Below are 18,056 nucleotides of genomic sequence, written 5' to 3' on the forward strand. Positions count from 1 at the left end.
TAATAATGCATCTTGAAATGAATGATCTCAGTGGTCAGCACGGTTCGTAGAGGCAAATATTGTTTCCCATCGGATCTTCCACGCTTAGAAAACTCGCGTAGGGAGCCTCTACATAATTGACAAAAAAAGCAGTTTTCCCCAGTCGCTCCTTGAGTATGTCAATATTTTTCGTTGGTAAAGTAAATAAATTAATCGTACCACCTTTGCTACCTACGTGATGTGCTTGCTCAATGCTTGAAGGATGGATGAATTCTATTGAGAAATTTTTGTTGGATTCGTGCGCCATCGTCAGTCGACGACTGGTACCTGAATCACATTGAATAGTGCTATCCATCGTAATATAAAATCCGAGATTCTCAATGTAAAAATTTTTTGCCTCGTCAAAATTCAGGCAATATATTCCTATATTGATGCTATCTAAAATGGGAGTTTCTTTTCTGGATTCCATGAATGGCATTGTAGTTGAGGGCGAATGCGGGAAACATTATTGCAAATCACCTGAACCAAGATTTTATTCTGGATGAAAAATTTTCACAGGCTTCATGCTCCTCTCTAAAAGTTCGAAGCCCTGTCCTTATTCCTCGTTCATAGTAAAAAACCTCCCAATGTCCATTCCTTTCTCTGAGGCACAAACTTTCATCTTGACTTGGATCGCCAATCGAAAAGGCATTTGATGGAATGTTTAAAATTGACATCTCTTGTGCAGCATCTGAAATATTTATGCACATAGTTATCCGAATTCAATATTTGTTTTATTGATAGGCACAAAAAACTGATGTAGTGTGATTGTGCGGGTCGTGACAGGCGTCTATTTCTCCCCACTCTCCTGATTGCGGCAGTTTGACGCCAAACTCATCCAGAAACCAACGTCTCAAACTTCTTGTGTATTTTCCTTCAGGTTTAGACTGAAAACCATCCATCCAATTTTCAGGACCAAAATCCCAATATTTTATGGGGCCATCATCTTTCTCAAAAAAACAAATAACTATTATTTTCAAATTTTTTAGTTTGAAACTTGTTTTGTAGGCGATAACTTCCTCCTCATGCTTTATCCATGTTTCCCAGTCTTGATCCATCGAGTGTAGATTTTTTCTTTTCATTCCTCTACATAGAATGATCGATTCTTTTGCGGAAAAATATCCATTTTTAAGTTTAATATCAGGAAATGTATCCATGATAAATAGTTTTAATTTTATGAAATTTTATCATTTTATTTTTCTCATCAACCAGGCTTACCCTATAGTTTTCTGATTTTGCATAAAAATAAGCGGAGAGGAATTATGTTGGGTGTATTTTTTTCCATATATCTATCGGAATAGGAAAGGTTTATTGGAGTACTCTGTTAATTAATATTTATTCTTTATCATATGTTTGTATTTTTGCCATATATTATCATTGTTGAGCAAAGTGATGATTTTTGATCTGCTTTGACTATTATGTATCCCCACGAGAAAGAAAAAAAATCTTCATACTTTGTCGATGTTTCAGCTGATTGACCTAGTGACTTTGAAATTAACTTGCTTAGATATTTTTTTTCATTGATCATGTCCGAATGACTGGAGTCATATCCAAGTCTGTGTGTTATTCCATCTGTCCAGATTATTTCAATAATGTAGAGAATTCCATTTTTAAATCTGAAATTTACTCTTGTTTCCAGATTGAGAAATTTAATATTTTTCATGCTATATGTTTCAAATTCATTTATTTTCCCAAAACTTTCAAGAAAATTCATGTTTTTTATTTCTTTGGTTGATGTGTTTTTGTTTACGTGAAAATTCTCATTTATTTCAATATCTCCAGTATTTTTATTTATATTCATTTATGGCCTCGGAAATTTAAATATTTTTGCGTTAGCGTTGAGTTTTGATATATCTGAATCATCAATAAAGTATTGATTTCCTCCTCCTGCGCCTAGTAATGTATTTGCCAATGCTTTTCCCGTGCCTGCACAGATATCTTCCGATAGTTTGAATGCTTGAACCTGATCTCTCATCGGTCGCGCCCCTGGAGTGTTTCCGGAATGTGAGATTTGCGTTAAATTATTGTATGCCAATGCGCTTCCATTTGCGGAAATAAGGGTCATTCTGTCGCTGTAATAATTTCCGGGTTTGGGACCATACGGATAGAGGGAATATAAGATAGTCCCTTTTTTTAAAACAATATTTGTATATGCATCGACTCCTGGGTAGGGCGGCTTACCTTGCCATTTTGTTGCTGAAGCGGATGGATTTTTACCAATGCAAGGATTGCATGGTGTGTTTTTTGCACATTTTTTTGCTAATCCTAATGGGTCATTCCAGCCAGTGGGATTTGGTGCATATTTATATGTATTTAATCCACCAAGCAAGCCAACTGGATCTTGCGTCACGTACCTGGCTACATCCGGATCATAGTAGCGGTAACGGTTATAAAACAGCCCCGTTTCTCCATCCTCATACTGCCCCTGAAACCGTAGCGGCTGTTCGATTTCTCCCTCAGTGTGCAGCAGGCGCCCCCAAGCCTTGTAGCGCGCGCTCCAGACCACGTTTCCTTGCCCATCCGTCAGCTCGCGCGGCGTGCCCAGGTGGTCGCAGTGGTAGTGGGTGATGCGGTCGCGTTCTGCCGCGTCGTCGGCTGCCGCTTGGATACGTTGCCATGCCGATACATGCTGCGCTTCGGTGTCCGCCTGTTCTTGCGTAATGGCTGCCTGGAGTTCGGTGTCGTTCCGGGTGGCAGGTAAATCCCATTGCGCGACGCGCGGCAGGTGAACGGCGCTTGCCTGGTGACAGGTTGGCGAACCAATCCTGGCCAGCGGCACGAAGCTGTCTGGCTCGTACAAATATGTGACCGTTTCTTCGTGCCCAAGTTCCTGTGCCAGTGTGTCGCCGTCCCAGACGAAGAAGGTGGTGGCGGCGCTCGTGCGTGCGGGCTGGTCTTTGGTGATGTCTTGCCGATTGCTCCAGCGTGCTTCCTCTACCCGTTTGGCGATGCGGCGGCTGAAGGCGTCATAAAAATAGCGGGCGTGGTGGCGCGATTGGCGTTCCGTCCTGGTGGCGTGGCTGAGGCGGTTTTCGGCGTCGTATTCGAGCGCCAGATCGCTCCACGTCGACTCCCTGCCCGACGGATGGAAGCGCTTGCCGGTGGCATTGCCTTGCTCGTCGTAATCGTATTCGGTATCGCTGTAGTGTTTCAGGACGTTGCCGGGGGCGGGAGCCGTGTCGAGCAGATTGCCGGCCGGGTCGAAGGCGAAGTGTTCGGCCAGGCCCGGTTGCACGGCGGACAGCAACTGGCCGACGGGGTCATAGGCGTAGCTGAGTTTGCCGAGCGGGCCGGCAGCCGTGGAACCCGTTTGGAAAATAGTGGTCAGGTTGCCTTGCGCATCGTAGTCGAAGCGGCGTTCGCGCAACGGGCTGGGCGCGTCGGCGCCACGCGCCAGGGTCAGCTGCATGAGCCGCGATTGCGGGTCGTACTGGCGCGTGGCGAGCAAACCGCTGCTGCCCAGCTGCCGCTGCTTTTCCCGGTGCAGCTTGTCGCGCTCGACATCGACCACGGTCTGGCCTTGCCACAGCACGCCATGCCAGTGGCCGGAACCATAGCGCAGGGTATCGATGCGGCGTCCGTTCGGCAAGACCGTCTGGATGCGGTTGCCCAGCTCATCATAGGCGTGCGTCATGACAAAGCTGGCATCCGGCACGCGCGGGGCATTGGGCAGCCTGGCCATCTCGGGCAGCGTTTGCAAAAAGCAGGCGCTGCGCTCTTCGGTCAACTGGCCCAGCGCATCGTGGAAGAAACGCTGTTCGGCTTGCGGAGCGGAAACGGCCGTCAGGCGGCCCAGTGCATCGTAGGCGTAGCGCACCACGCCGTCCGCCGTGGTCTTGACTTGCAACAAGCCGAGCGCGTCGCGCAGCAGCTGCGTGCGCTGGCTGCCGCACTCGCTGGCGGTCAGGTTGCCGGCCTGATCGTAACTGTATTGCGTACGCTTGCCGTCGAAGCCCGTTTCCGAGGTCAGCCAGCCTTCCGCGTGATACGCGAGTTGATAACTTTCGCCCTTGGCGTTGATCAATTCCGTCAGTTGCAGCGCGGCATCGTAGCGATACTGCACGGTCTGGCCGATGGCGTCCGTGCGCTCCACGGGCAAGCCCTGGCCGTTGTAGCGGTAGCGCGTCTGCTGGCCGGCGCCATCCTCGTGCAAGAGCAAATTGCCGTCCGCATCGTAGGCGTATTGCTCCCGGGTTTGATCGGGCGCCGTGAGTCGGATCAGCCGGCCCAGCGCGTCATAGGCATAGCGGGTGGTATGGCCCAGCGCATCGCGAGCCGCTTCCAGTCGCCCCAGCGCATCGTAGCGGTATTCGCTGGTATGGCCGGAGCAGTCCGTGTAGGCGGTCAACCAGCCCTGGCGGTTGTACTGAAAATGCTTGCTGCCGCCCCTGGCGTCGATCAGTTCCACCAACTGGCCGCGCTGGTCGTAGCGGTAGCGCGTGACGTGGCCCAGGGCGTCCGTGATGCTGACGGGACGGCCTGCCGCGTCGTATTCGCGCAGGGTGGTGTTGCCCAGCGCATCCGTGAAGGCGATAGGTTGATTTCCGGCATCGTATGCGATGCTGCTGCTGTGTCCCTTGGCATCGGTGCTGCGGGTCAGGTTGCCGGCCGCATCGTAGGCATAGCGCATGGCGGCGCCGTTGGCATCGATATCGGCCAGCAGCATGCCATCGCGGTCCCATTCGCGCCGGCCCAGCGAGGCGGCCTTGCCGTCGATGACGCGGCGCACGTCGGTGACCAGCCAGTTGGCATCGAATGTGTATTCGAGGACGCCGCCGTTTTCCGTGACGCGGCTGGTGTCGTTGTCCACGTAATCGATGCGCATGTGCTCGCTGCCATCGCACGCCCGGGTGGCGATGGCGCGCGCCTGGTAACTGTTGGCCAGGGTGACGGGGAAACGTTCGGCCAGCTCCGGTTCGCTCCATGGAGAACCGCTCCAGCGGGCGCGCAGTGCGTCCAGGCTGATCCACTCGAGTTCGTAGGCAAAGCCCGTGTAGCTGCTGCACGACGTGAGCAGGTGGTGCCGGTAGGCATAGCGGCGCGTATCGCCCAGCGCATTCGACTGGCTGACCAGGTTGTAGCGTGGCGGGAAGGGCGGCTGGGCATCGTTCGTCTCGATGGCATAGGCGTAGCGGACGTGGCAGAGGCGGCTGCCGTCGGGCAATACCTCGTCGATGCTGCCGATGTGGATGGCCGTTTCCTCAGCTCCGCGCATGGCTTCGAGCACGCCGCCATCGTCGCTGCGCAGGCGCAGCAGCACTTCGCCCGGCTTGGCATCGATCAAGCGGTCGATGCTGATGCCGCGTCCATCGCGCCCTTCGCTACGCGCGAGCGCAAAGCGCTGCGTGGCGATGGGTGCGGACGGGGCCAGCATGGCGTTGACGCCGTCGTAGCCATGCGGCAGCCAGCCGCCTTCAGCGCGCGCATAGCGGTCGATGCTGCCGTCGCGCCACAGCACGGTAAAGGTGTCGGCGCCGTCGCGCGTGAGCGTAAAACCTTCCTTGCGGCTGTCGTGCCGCTGGCCCGGTTCCAGGTGCGGCAGGCGCAGGGCGCGGCCGCTGTCGTCGTGGTAGACGATGCCGGCATCGCACAGCGACAGGCTGGTGGTATAGGGCGTGGACCAGCGCGCACCCAGCAAGCCCCCGTCTTCGCATGCGGCGCCGGAGCGGTAGCAGCGCGTCCAGGCGATGGGGATGCTGCGTTCGAGTACGAAATCCGTCTGGTACAGGATTTCCTGGCCCGTGCCGAAATGCACGGGTTTGCGGCCCTTGACGGGTTTTTTCGCGGGCCCGCTATCCTTGGGGCAGCAGTCGGACGGCGGCTCCGATTTTGGTTCTTTCCTGCCACGGCTCTTGCCGTCATCGCCGCCGTTTTTTGGAGGAGGTTTGTCGAGTTTTTGGGGCGGCTTGTCCGGCTTTTTGCCGACCAGCTTGTCCTTGACCTTGTTGATGGTCGGCGCCGCCTTTTTGCCGAGGAACTTGCTCAGTATTTTTCCGCCGGGAATCTTGCTGAAGAGCGCCGCTTGCAGTAATGTGCCTGCCGCATTCGTGACGATGTCCGAGGCCGTATTGAGTAAATCAGGGGTCTTGCCTGTCAATATGTAGTCGGCCGCCTGGTCGAGTACCGTGGCCGACGCTTCCATGGCCGTGCCTGTCGCAACGGTCGCCGTGCCGGCAACGGCGCCTGCCGCCGCCCCCGTTTCCATCGCGGCGGCAACGGGGGCGCCGACTCCCGTGGCCGCCACGCCAACGCCAGCCACTCCCAGCACGGCGCTGCCTGTCAGAACGGTGCCTCCCACGTCTACCAGATCTTCGGCGGTGCCATGCATTTTCTTGGAGCCATGATCCTTGTAATCTTGTGCCGCTTCCCGTATCGCCGCCTTCAGTTCCTTGAGCGCGGGCTTGGCCGCTTCCGCGCCCCGTTCATAAATCTTGCCCACCGTATTGCGCGAATTCATCCATACTTCGCGTCCCATCTGCACCAGCTTGGCTCCATTGGCGCGGTGGATGGGGCTGGCGACCTTGGTGTCGACCTGCTTGCCGACGGTGCCGCTCTTGACGCCGCCCGCCTTGCCGGCCGCGTCGCCTTTGACGGTGGGAATGATGCTGCGCTGGTGCAGGATGACGGGTTCGCTGTGCGACTTGACGTTGGGCGAGGCGTTCTGCGCCTCTGAAAATTCGCCGATGATGTTGTAGGGAATAGGTGGCGTGCTGGAGCCGACGGGCGTCTTGCAAATGTCGGGGCTGAGGCTGACGCAATAGAAGCGCGAGGCCTTGGTGACGGTTTCATTCGTCATGGTTTCCTGCCTTGCCCGGCGGCTTCGCCTAGCGCTTCCTGCACCTGCTCCAGCAGTTCGATGCGCGCGATTTGCGCCGGCTTCATCACGTGCAACAGGCGCGAGGCGACCTGGCCGGCGTCGGCCGGCACGATGGCGCGCCACACCAGTTCCACGGTGCCCGCCTCGGGGTCGACCAGCACCGTATCGATGGCCAGGCGCCAGACGAGCAACTGGTCGTTCTTGTCCGCCAGCAGCAAACACAGCACCTGCCGTGGCAAGGCGAAACGCAGCACCGTGTTGCCGCGCGGGTCGATGCGGGCCGAGCGATGGTCGTGGCGGCACAGATTGGTCAAGCTGAATTGTTCCAGGCCGGCCAGGTATGGGCATTGCTGGTCGGGCGGCGTGCTGTTCCAGTACGCGAAATCGAAGTCCTCGGGCAGGGCGGGGATGTCGTCGGCATCCCATTGATCCTTGACGACGATGCTGCCGGCCAGGGCGCGGCGCGGCAGCCAGCCACGGCCGATAACGGCCAGACCCGCCGGTGGCGGCAGTTCCTTGCCGCCCGCGCCTTGCCAGAACTGGGCGGCCGTGCACGGCAACGACGGGTGCGTGATACGGGGCGCCGGCACCTCGTCGATCTGTTTCACATCCAGGTACCAGTGCCGCGCGAAACCGCGTCCCAGCGGGTTGGCCTGGCAGGAATCGTGCGCCGCCGCGTTGCAGTCATCGGCCTCGATGCGGCATTGCCCGCCATACGCGTAGCTGTAGTGCAGCGGCAATTGCAGGAACGCTACCGGTGCGGATAGCTGCCACGGATTGGGCCGCAGCAAGCCCATCGTGGCGACGCGGGCACAGCCCTGCGCCAGGCGCGTCAGCATGGCTTTCTTGCGGAAGGCGCGCTCGCCACTCACTTGCAGGGTCTTGTCGACCAGAATCTTCTTTTCCGACTTCACCTTGATATTGACGAGAAATTGCGGCATGGCCTGGCCGCGCGGCGCGTGCGCCACGCCATTGATGATCACGTCGCAACGCGGTTTATAGGGCGCGAAGTCGCTTTCCAGCACGGTGCCCGCCTGCGTGTCGCCGGCCAGGTGCCGGTCTTGCGTGGCCAGCGGCGACTGGCGCGCCACAGGCAGCAGGCTGGCCAGGCCGTCCGCGCCGCAGGGACCGAGCGTGTAGCCCATGCGCGCCACCACCACATGAAAGGCCTTGCCAAACTGGTCGACCATGTCGAACTGGCTGGCCGCGTGCGGCGTGCGGTTGTCGAACAGCAGGTTGGGGATGTTGAAATGGGCGGTGCCGGCGTCGTTCATCGTCAGCCCGGATTGTTGTCGATGTCATCGCCATGGATCTGTACCTTGGACCTGCCGCGGATGATGATTTCATCGGCAACAAGTTCGATGCGTCCCGGCGTGATGGTGATGCTGGACGTGCCTACCGTCATCGTGTGCGAGTCGGCGGCCGTGAGCGTGCTGTCGGCGCCGACGATGACGCTTTTCGCCAGGCCGATCTGCTCGGCCTGCGCCAGCACCACGGTGGTGTTCATGGCGCCGATGACGGTGGTCTGGTAGGCGGCGCCGATGGTCAGCACCTTGGCCAGGCCGATCGTTTCGTCCTTGGCCAGGGTCACCCGTTCCGAACGGTGGCCGTCGATTTGCACCTGCTCGTTGCCGCCCACGTGTTCGCGGCGGTTGTCGCCGATGTCGATGTGTTCGTCATGGTCGACGCGCTCACGGCGGTTGTTGTGCACGGTGATATCTTCATCGTGGTCCACCGTTTCCGTGCGGTCGCGCTTGACGTGCACGGTTTCATCGCGGTCGACGGTCTTGCGGCGGTCGTTGCCCACCCAGTGCGATTCGTCGTGTTCAACCTCGATGCGCTGGTCTTTTTCCGCATGCAGCCACAGTTCTTCCGCGTCCTTGCGGTCCTCGAAACGCAGGGCGTTGGCGTGCGCGGTCGAACCTTTTTTGGAGGAGCGGCTCAGCATGCCGCTCTGCGTCTTGTTGGCCGGCAGCTCCCACGGCGGCATGTTGCGCGCGTTGTAGACGCAGCCGATGATGAGGGGCATGGCGACGTTGCCGTCGAGAAATTGCACGGCCACTTCCATGCCCACCCTGGGCAGGCTGATGTGGCCGAAATTCGGGCCGGCCCAGGTCGATATCACCCGTATCCACGGCGAACTCTTGTCGTCGAAGGTGCCCAGGCGGTCCCAGTGGAATTGCACTTTTACCCGTCCGTAGCCGTCCGTGTGGATTTCCTCGCCGGGCGGCCCGACGACGGTGGCCGTCTGCACGCCGTAGATCTTCGGTTCGCGGCTGTGGAAGTTGCGGCCGGGGCGCCAGGGGACGGTGCGGGCGATGCAGGTAAATGTGTTGCTGTAGTGCGAGGTGGCGCCGTGTCCTTGCTGGTAGTTGTTGCTGGCGTAGTGGTGCACGGACAGGATCAGGTACTCGCTGGCCGCGCTGTCGAAATGCCCGCCCAGGGTGAACCAGCGTCCCGGTTGCGCCGTGCGGTCGTTGCCCTGCGCCTCGAACAGCTGGCCGTGGGCATCACGCTCTTCCATGCGGCGCTGCGCCAGCGCCTCGCCATCGTCGAGGTTCTTGAAACCGTAGCTGCCCGTGTTTTCATACACTTCCAGGGACGGCACGGCGCCTTGCCGGTTCAACGAGTCGCGGCTGGCGCGGGCGCCGCGCGGATTCTTGAAGTTGAAGCTGGCCACCGTCATCTGGCTTGGCGCCATGCGCCGCACCGTGCTCCATTGATGCACGCCATCATCTTCCAGGGAACCTGCCTGGTGCTGGAAGGGTATTTCACTCAGATCACCGTCGATGGGCTTGCCGGATGTGCTGTCGTCGGACAGCCACAAGGTGTGGCCGTCAAGGCGGTGTTCGTAGCGGTAGTGCCAGCCCAGCTGTTCCCAGTGGCGGTGCAGCAGGTTGTGATCGCTCTCGTTGTGCTGGCAGGCGTAGGTGATGGCGGGATCCGGGCCGCTGGCGGCCAGCCTGTAGTCGCGCATCAGGTAATCATCGAAGACCTTGTCCGTCAGCGCCGCCACCGTCAAGCCGTGGAAGGCGACATTGTTTTGCCGCAAGTGCAGATGCGACAGCCATGGTTCCAGCACCATCTCGTAAAACGCGAAACCGCCGTTCGTGCGCAGGAAGCGGAACTCGAACACGTAACCATTGAAGTAGCGCAAGGTGCCGTCTTCGCGCACCAGTTCGATGGTCACCATCTTGCCCATCACTGTGTCGAGCGCGATGGCGGCGTCGTCGGACAGCACTTCCACCACATAGGAAAAATCGCGCGACAGGCTTTCGCTGGCGTCCAAGCTGTTGGCCAGGAACTGGATGTGGGCCGGGCCGTCGCCATGCGGAAAGTGCAGGCGCAGCAGGCGCTGGCCCTGCATGTCGCCCAGTAATGCCGTCCATGCCGCCGTCGTATCGGGGAACTGGCTCATCGCACATCGCTTCACGGTAGGAATCGTTGACGGACTGTAGCAATAGCGAACACTGGCGTTTTGCGCGGCCGCAAGGATCAATCATTGAACGAGGGCATCAATTGCATTTCGTAATGCATGTCGTCGCGGTGGCGCGGCGCGGCGTCGTTGCCGAGAAAGCTGTTGCAGCCGAGGCCGTCCTGAACGCCGGTACGCAGGGACAGGCCATGCACCTCGCCGGCGCGCAGCACGAGCACGATCTCGTAGCGCACGAGCGGCTGGCCGAACAGCATCAGCATGTGCCGCAGCGTCTCGCTGCCGGGCGCGCGCGGCAGGAAGCTGGCATGCTGCCGCGCCGTGAGCGGGCCGAGGCGCAGGCGCACGGCCAGGTCGGGGCGGCGGCAGCGCGCGCCGACGGTGGCGTGCTGGCCCAGCACGGCGTTGGCCATGCCCAGCGCCGTTTGTTCGCGCGGCGCCAGTGCGTCCATGGCGCCCGTCGCCTCGTCGATATGGCAGGGCACGCCGAAGTGGTCGGCGAGGATGCGCGCCATGACGATGGACGAGATGTTGCGCTGCTGGAGCAAGCCGCTGTACAGGCCGACCGCCGCCTCGTCCTGGCCCTGGCCCGGGTTGCACGCGGCCAGGTCCAGCAGGCGCGACAGGAAGGCACCGTCGTGGCCGGCCTGCTCGATGCGGTATTTGTGCCAGGCCTGGTAAAACAGGGCCACGGCGCGGCTGGAAAACAGGTCGAGAAAAGCCCGCGGACTGGTGTCTCGCTCGCTATGCTGGTGCGCGGCGATGCGCTCCGAATAGTGGCAGGGCAAGCTGCCCTGGCAACCCAGCAGGCCCATGAAGGCGGGCGTGATGTGGATGTGCTGGTCGTGGCCGGACAGCAGCGCTTGCAGCAGGGCGTCGGCATCGGCTATGCCGTTGGTCGCGAGCGCCTCGATCTGGCTGGCCGGAAAGCGCAGCGAGACGCTGTTGTCGAAGCGCACGAACTTCGCCAGCGCCGTGTGTTCATCGATGTCGTGTTCGGCCAGCCACGCCAGCAGCAGGCGCAGCGCCTGGAAGCACTCGAAGCGCTGCGGCGCGTCGAGCAATTGCTGGATCACGCTGGGGTGGCGTCGGCGCTGCGTTCCGGGCATCGCAGGATCTCCTCGCCGCTGCGATGGGATAGCAGCGTCAGTTGGCTAAAGCAGTTGAGCTGGCTGTTCAGGGCGAAATAGCGCTGCAGCACCTGGGCAAAAATATAGATGCTGCAGCCGGCGAAGGCTTGCTCGTCGATGCCCAGGCGGATGGCGATGCCGGGCATCAGCGTGGGGAACGGCACGGTGGGCATCCACGCGCGCGTGCTGCCGTGGTCGAGCGTGACGATGCCCTGGATCAGACGCTGCGTGGTGGGCGAGCGGGGCAGGTCGTACAGGCTGAGCATTTTCTGGAATTCACCCAGGCCCGATTGCGTCAGGCTGGAATAATTGAGCGACAGGTGGGCGATCAGGCGCCAGTGCGTGTCCGCCAGGAAGCGCATGCTCGGTGACGGTTTGCGCAGGAAGCGCGCGGGGATGCCGTCGGGTACATCCTCGGCCAGCAGGTCGCCGCCGGACAAGCCGTAATGCAACTGCGTGGGCAAGTCGCGGTTGCTGCATAGCAGCTGCGTCGAGACGGTGGCGCAGGCCGCGCTGTCCGGGGAAAACTGCGGGTCGATCAGGCTCAGGCGCATTTCATGGCCGGGGCTGATGGCCGCCACGGTTTCATCGCGGCGCGCCAGCCAATACTGGCCATGATGCTCCTGCTGATGTTCGGCCTGGGTGCCTTGCAGCGAGGCATACAGCGGCAAGAAGGTGCTCAGGCGCTCGCCGGCCTCGTCCTTGCGGACCACGGTGACGGCCTCGATGCTGTGGATGTCGTAGGCAAACGCATGCGTGGCATCGGCCACCAGGGCGTAGTCGGGCTCGGTATGCGTGAGACGGATCGGCACGCCGGACTTGGCGAACAGGTTGACGACGGGCGTGCATCCCAGCAAGAGGTTGTCGCGGCTGACACCGGACAAGAGGCGCGCCTCGTGGCTGTCGCTGCGCACGCCCTTGAGCGGCAGGTGCAAGGTGAACTGGCGGCACTGTTTCGGCAGCAAGGGCGCCAGCAGGGACCAGGCTATATCGATGAAATGGAATTTTTCCGGAAAGGCGAAATACTCGGTCAGCAGGCGCAGGGCCGGGTGCGAACGGGACGAGAAGGGGACCAGCGCATCGTTTTCTGCGTAACCGGCTGGCGCCAGCGGCGTGCCGTCGACGGCTTGCCACGGGCCGTGCTCGTCCAGCGCCACGTAGGCGCCCGCGCCGCGCAGGAACAGGGCGTCGAGCAGGGCCGCGCGCACGGACGGTTCGCCATCGGCAAACAGGCGCAGGCTGGAAAAGCCGGCCTGGTCCAGATGGTAAGGTTCGCTGCCGCTGGTGAGTTGAATGCTGAGCAAGGCGCTGGCGCCGGCGGGCAGGCGCAGGCCGGGCGGCGCGTCGATGAGCGGTGAGAAATGCAGGCGCGAAATGGCCAGCGGCGCCAGGGTCACGTCATACGCGCTGGTGAACTTGCACGCCACGCCCTGCACCGGTTGCGAGCGCAGCACCGTGCCGCGCGCAACATGCGTCACCTGGGCCAGCTGGCCGCCGCCCGGCGCCTCGTCGGCGGCGATGCGCACGATGGAGCACGAGGGAAAGGGCCGCAGGTAGTGCGGGTACAGGGTGTCGAGCAGGGAATGGGTAAATTGCGGATAGGCGTCGTCGAGGCGCTTGGCGACCCTGGCCGTGAGCAGGGCGACGGACTGGATCAGGCGCTCGACATGCGGGTCTTCGCAGGTGTCTCCGGCGATCAGCAGGCGTCCGGCCGCCTTCGGATAGCGGCTGGAAAACTCGCGCGTGTACTGGCGGAACAAGCCCAGCTCACGCTCGTAATACGGCAATAGTTGTTCCACGGTCGCGCTCTCCGCCAGCAGGAAAGCTTCATGCTGGCATCAGGCGCGACCGTGTGTGTTGATGCGTGACAATGAATTTTAGAAATGGTACTCCGCGCGCACCATCGGCGTCTTTGCCGTCTGGCCCACGTTGCCGGTGGTGGCCGGCGAGTTGCCGAACTTGTTCTTCCAGTACTGGTATTCCAGGCCCACGCGGAAGGTGTTCTTGGCGCTGCCCAGTGCCGCGCCCACGTCGTACATCACTTGCATGTCGATATTCGTTTCCACCGCCGTGTCGCGTCCCACTTCATCCTTGCCTTTGGAATCGATGAGGTTAAAGAAACCTTCGAACGAGAACAGCGGCGACAGGGGAATGGCCCAGGCGCCCGTCAGCATGGCGTGCGTTTTATACGTGTAGCGGCCCGTCACTTGCGAGATGGGCGGGAAGGCGCCGCTGGGGGCATTGCTTTCGCGCAGCAACAGCAGACTGGTGTTGAAGAAGCCGGGCACGTCCCACATCAGCGTGGGACCGGCCACCAGCATGCGCTTGCGCGAGTTGTAGCCGACATCATTTTTCGTGTTGACGTCGAAGCCCAGGGTAACGCCCACGCCGCGCACGGGGCCGAACTTGATGTCGCTGCCGCGCACCTTGCCGATGTCGATGGTGTTGCGGTAGACCAGGTACGCCTCTTGCGCGCCGGACGTTTTACCGAGCGCGCCTGGGTCCTTGCTGTCGGAGATCAGGAAATCGAGGTTGACGAAATTGCTGCCATATTTGTAGCCGCTGGCATGCGTGATGGCGAAGATGTTTTTCTTGATGTCGTCCGGATTGAACGGTTCGCGGTAATCATTGCCGGCGCGCCAGCTCAGCGCGGTATCGCTCCATTCGGCAGCCTGGGCGGTCGCGCCCACGCCGAGGGTGGCGGTGAGGCAGAGCAATAGACACGGTATGGTTTTTGGCACTTTCGGCTCCTGATGGCGGTGTTGAAAAACGGATATTCGGGATGGCAGGGGGCGTAGCCCGCACGATGCGTTGCGATGGGGAAAATAGCGCGCCGTTCAATCCATGATGCGAGAAGCGCCGCGCCGGGCGATATGTCTTGTCTGCATACTGACTATCATTTCTTGCATATAATCATCGCACCTTCTCGCCCTTGCGGGGCAAGGCGGTCGCTGTAAAGCTGATAATTTTTTTCAAAATTGTATACAGGTGTTGTTTTTTTGCGGAAATAGAAATGCGCGCCGCCACGCCATCCCCCAAGCGCCGCGGATGCCGATACGATAGAGACAACAGCTTGATTTTTCCCACCGGCGACAATGCCGGCGACCCCGCAGCGAGGCACGAAAAAAACAATGACGGCACGCCTGGAATTACTCGATATCAGCAAGCGTTATCCGGCCGTGGTGGCCAATGACGGCATCTGTCTCACCGTCGTGCCCGGGCAGATCCATGCCGTGCTCGGCGAAAACGGCGCCGGCAAATCGACCCTGATGAAAATCATCTACGGCGCCGTGCAGCCCGATGGCGGGCGCATCCTGTGGAATGGCCGCGAAGTCGAGATCGCCAACCCGTCGGCCGCGCGCGCGCTGGGCATCGCCATGGTGTTCCAGCATTTTTCCCTGTTCGATACCTTGACCGTGACGGAAAACATCGCCCTCGGTTTGCCCGCCGGCACTAACATGGCCGAGCTGGCGCGGCGCATTGAAGACACGGCGCGCCAGTACGGCCTGGACCTGGAACCGCAGCGCCACGTGCACACGCTTTCCGTGGGCGAATGCCAGCGCGTGGAAATCGTGCGCGCCTTGCTGGCCAAGCCGCAACTGCTGATTCTCGACGAGCCGACCTCCGTGCTGACGCCGGGCGCCGTGGAAAAACTGTTTGGCACCTTGCGCCAGCTGGCGGCCGAAGGCTGCAGCATCCTGTACATCAGCCACAAGCTCGACGAGATCCGCGCCCTGTGCCACACGTGCACGGTGGTGCGCGCCGGCAAGAACGCGGGCGTGTGCGACCCCACGCAGGAATCGGCGGCCAGCCTGTCGCGCATGATGATCGGCGCCGAGCCGCCCGCCGTCACGCGCGTGGCGCGCACGCCCGGCGCGACCATGCTGAGTGTCAAGAGTTTGGACTTGGCGAAGAGCCATCCGTTCGCCACGCAGTTGACGGACATCAGCTTTGACGTGCGCGCGGGCGAGATCGTCGGCATCGCTGGCGTGTCCGGCAATGGCCAGCAGGAATTGCTGGCCGCCCTGTCGGGCGAAGACATGCGCGCAGCCTCCGCCAGCATCGTGCTGAGCGGCACGCCGGCGGGACGCTTGCCGCCGGGACGCCGACGCGTCTTGGGCTTCGGTTTCGTGCCGGAGGAAAGGCTGGGGCGGGGCGCCGTGCCCGACATGTCCCTGGCCGACAATGTGCTGCTCAGCTTGCAGACCCCGGCCACCATCCGCCACGGCTTCCTGCGCCACAAGGTCATCGCGCAGCGCGCGGCCGCCATCATCGCCCGCTTCCAGGTGAAGGCGGGCGGGCCGCAGGCGCTGGCGCGCAGCCTGTCGGGCGGTAACTTGCAGAAATACATAGTCGGACGCGAAGTCATGCGCGAACCCACCGTGCTGGTGGTGGCGCAGCCGACCTGGGGTGTGGACGTGGGCGCGGCCGCGCAAATCCGCGCCGAATTGCTGGCCTTGCGCGACGCGGGTTGCGCGCTGCTCGTCGTGTCGGAAGAACTCGATGAATTGTTCGAGATCAGCGACCGCCTGCTGGTGATGGCGAAGGGAAAAATCTCGCCGTCGCTCGACGTGGCCGATGCCAGCGTGGCGCAGGTGGGACAATGGATGAGCGGGCTGTGGCCGCAGGAGGCCATCCATGGCTAAGTTTGCCTTGCGCCTGGAAGCCCGACCCACACCGTCGCGGTTGATGTCGTGGCTGTCACCCGTGCTGGCCGTGCTGCTGACCGTGCTGTGCGGCGCGCTGCTGTTCATGGCGCTGGGACACGATCCGCTGGCGGGACTGGCCGTCTTTTTCGTGGAACCCTTGCGCGACGCGCACGGCTGGTCCGAGCTGGGGCTCAAGGTGGCGCCCCTGCTCTTGATCGCCGTCGGTCTGGCCATCTGTTTTCGCGCCAACATCTACAACATCGGCGCGGAAGGGCAACTGACCCTGGGCGCCATCTGCGGCGGCGCGGCGGCCCTGTACCTCGATGACGGCGTGGGCGGCGCGGCCATCATCGGTGTCTCCCTGCTGGCCGGCATGGCGGGCGGCATGGTGTGGGCGGGGCTGGTGGCCTGGCTGCGCGACCGCTACAACGCCAGCGAAATCCTCGTTTCGCTGATGCTCGTCTACATCGCCCAATTGCTGCTCAGCTATCTCGTGTATGGTGTGCTGCGCGACCCGGAAGGGTTTAATTTTCCCCAGTCGAAACTGCTGTCCGACGGCTTGCTGTTGCCGATGGTGATCAGCGACACGCGCTTGCACGTGGGTATCGTGTTTGCCTTGCTGGCCTCCTTGGGTGGCTGGCTGTACCTGTCGCGCAGCATTTCAGGTTTTCGCCTGCGCGTGGGCGGCATGGCGCCGGCCGCCGCGCGGTATGCGGGCTTTTCCTCGCGCAAGACGCTATGGTCGTCCTTGCTGATCTGCGGCGCCCTGTCCGGCCTGGCGGGCGCCTGCGAAGTGCTGGGACCGATGGGGCAGCTCACGCCCACGGTCTCGCCCGGCTACGGCTTTGCCGCCATCATCGTCGCCTTTGTGGGGCGCCTGCATCCGGTCGGCGTACTCTTTTCCAGCTTCGTCATGGCCCTGTTCTATATCGGCGGCGAACTGGCGCAATCGCGCCTCGGTTTGCCCAGCGCCATCACGGGCGTGTTCCAGGGCATCTTGCTGTTCGCCTTGCTCGCCTGCGACGTGCTGATCCAATATAAATTGCGCTGGAGGAAACATGGATAACCTGGCACTCACCATCGCGCCATTGATCGCCGCCAGCATCAACGCGGGCACGCCGCTGATGCTCGCCGCGCTGGGCCTGCTGGTCAATGAGAAGGCGGGCGTGGTGAACCTGGGCGCGGAAGGCATGATGCTGGTCTCGGCCATCACGGGCTTTGCCGTGGCCGTCAACACGGGCAGTCCCGCGCTGGGCTTTCTGGCCGGGGCGGGCGCCAGCATGCTGCTGTCCGGCTTCTTTGCCTGGCTGACCGTATGGCTGGGCACGAACCAGTATGCGACGGGCCTGGCTTTATCGCTGTTCGGCGCGGGCGCATCCACGTATATCGGCTTGAAATATGTGGGCAACAGCTTGCAGAATGGCCGCTTCGGCATCCCTTACCTGGAAGACATTCCCGTGCTGGGGCCGGCCCTGTTCCGCCAGCATGCGATGGTGTATCTGTCCTTGCTGCTGTGCCTGGCCATCGCCTGGTTTTTGTACCGCACGCGGGCCGGATTGGTGCTGCGCGCCGTGGGCGAGTCGCCGTCTTCCGCGCATGCGCTCGGCTACCCCGTGCGGCGCATCCGCCTGGCGGCCGTGCTGTTCGGCGGCGCCTGCTGCGGCCTGGCCGGCGCCTTTTTGTCGCTCGTCTACACGCCGCTGTGGGTCGAGGGCATGGTGGCGGGGCGGGGCTGGATCGCGCTGGCGCTGACCACCTTTGCCACCTGGCGCCCGGCGCGCGTGGTGGGCGGCGCCTACCTGTTCGGCGGCATCACGATATTGACTTTCCACGCGCAGGCGCTGGGCGTGCCCATCGCCTCGCAACTGCTGTCGATGCTGCCGTATGTGGCGGCCATCGTCGTGCTCGTGCTCATTTCCAGCAATGCCAATTACATCAAGCTCAACATGCCCGCTTCGCTGGGGAAAAATTTCAATCCCGGAAATTAATCACTCACCACAAGGAAAACC

12 protein-coding genes are annotated in these 18,056 nt (G+C 60.9%); 3 read left to right on the forward strand and 9 right to left on the reverse strand.

Translation table 11 applies throughout. The features are described from left to right. Positions 1-34 precede the first annotated feature (34 nt). The 9 genes from GCN78_RS22370 to GCN78_RS22415 form a co-directional block, all read right to left on the reverse strand. Complete coding sequence (locus tag GCN78_RS22370) at positions 35-448, reverse strand: VOC family protein (protein WP_152253668.1); 414 nt, start codon at positions 446-448, stop codon at positions 35-37. A gap of 304 nt (positions 449-752) precedes the next feature. Continuing rightward, positions 753-1,175 (reverse strand): hypothetical protein, encoded by a 423-nt coding sequence (locus tag GCN78_RS22380; RefSeq protein WP_152253669.1) that lies wholly within the window; start codon positions 1,173-1,175, stop codon positions 753-755. 188 nt (positions 1,176-1,363) lie between these two features. After that, positions 1,364-1,819: a hypothetical protein gene (locus GCN78_RS22385; protein ID WP_152253670.1), complete on the reverse strand. Its 456-nt coding sequence runs from the start codon at positions 1,817-1,819 to the stop codon at positions 1,364-1,366. Next, positions 1,820-6,814: an RHS repeat-associated core domain-containing protein gene (locus GCN78_RS22390; RefSeq protein ID WP_152253671.1), complete on the reverse strand. Its 4,995-nt coding sequence runs from the start codon at positions 6,812-6,814 to the stop codon at positions 1,820-1,822. Continuing rightward, entirely contained in the window at positions 6,811-8,109 is a 1,299-nt protein-coding gene (locus GCN78_RS22395; protein ID WP_152253672.1) for a DUF2169 family type VI secretion system accessory protein, read from the reverse strand. The genes GCN78_RS22390 and GCN78_RS22395 overlap by 4 nt, the downstream gene beginning before the upstream one ends. A 2-nt stretch (positions 8,110-8,111) precedes the next feature. Next, entirely contained in the window at positions 8,112-10,253 is a 2,142-nt protein-coding gene (locus GCN78_RS22400) for a type VI secretion system Vgr family protein (RefSeq protein WP_152253673.1), read from the reverse strand. A gap of 77 nt (positions 10,254-10,330) precedes the next feature. Beyond that, on the reverse strand, positions 10,331-11,377 hold the full coding sequence (gene tssG / locus GCN78_RS22405; protein WP_152253674.1) for a type VI secretion system baseplate subunit TssG: 1,047 nt from the start codon (positions 11,375-11,377) through the stop codon (positions 10,331-10,333). Further along, complete coding sequence (gene tssF / locus GCN78_RS22410; RefSeq protein WP_152253675.1) at positions 11,341-13,197, reverse strand: type VI secretion system baseplate subunit TssF; 1,857 nt, start codon at positions 13,195-13,197, stop codon at positions 11,341-11,343. The genes tssG and tssF overlap by 37 nt, the downstream gene beginning before the upstream one ends. 78 nt (positions 13,198-13,275) lie before the next feature. Further along, positions 13,276-14,139: an outer envelope protein gene (locus GCN78_RS22415; protein WP_413465229.1), complete on the reverse strand. Its 864-nt coding sequence runs from the start codon at positions 14,137-14,139 to the stop codon at positions 13,276-13,278. Between the two features lie 390 nt (positions 14,140-14,529). Here GCN78_RS22415 and GCN78_RS22420 point away from each other — a divergent pair, with 390 nt between their 5' ends. Genes GCN78_RS22420 through GCN78_RS22430 form a run of 3 tightly spaced genes read left to right on the forward strand, consistent with a single transcriptional unit; the run spans position 14,530 to position 18,035 of the window. Then, entirely contained in the window at positions 14,530-16,044 is a 1,515-nt protein-coding gene (locus GCN78_RS22420) for an ABC transporter ATP-binding protein (protein ID WP_152253676.1), read from the forward strand. Continuing rightward, positions 16,037-17,113, forward strand: coding sequence for an ABC transporter permease (locus GCN78_RS22425; protein WP_152253677.1), 1,077 nt, complete (start codon positions 16,037-16,039; stop codon positions 17,111-17,113). The genes GCN78_RS22420 and GCN78_RS22425 overlap by 8 nt, the downstream gene beginning before the upstream one ends. Then, positions 17,106-18,035: an ABC transporter permease gene (locus tag GCN78_RS22430; protein WP_152253678.1), complete on the forward strand. Its 930-nt coding sequence runs from the start codon at positions 17,106-17,108 to the stop codon at positions 18,033-18,035. Before GCN78_RS22425 ends, GCN78_RS22430 begins: the two co-directional genes overlap by 8 nt. The last annotated feature ends 21 nt before the right edge of the window (positions 18,036-18,056 follow it).

This window comes from Janthinobacterium rivuli, assembly GCF_009208735.1.
In the GTDB taxonomy this organism is placed as follows: domain Bacteria; phylum Pseudomonadota; class Gammaproteobacteria; order Burkholderiales; family Burkholderiaceae_D; genus Janthinobacterium.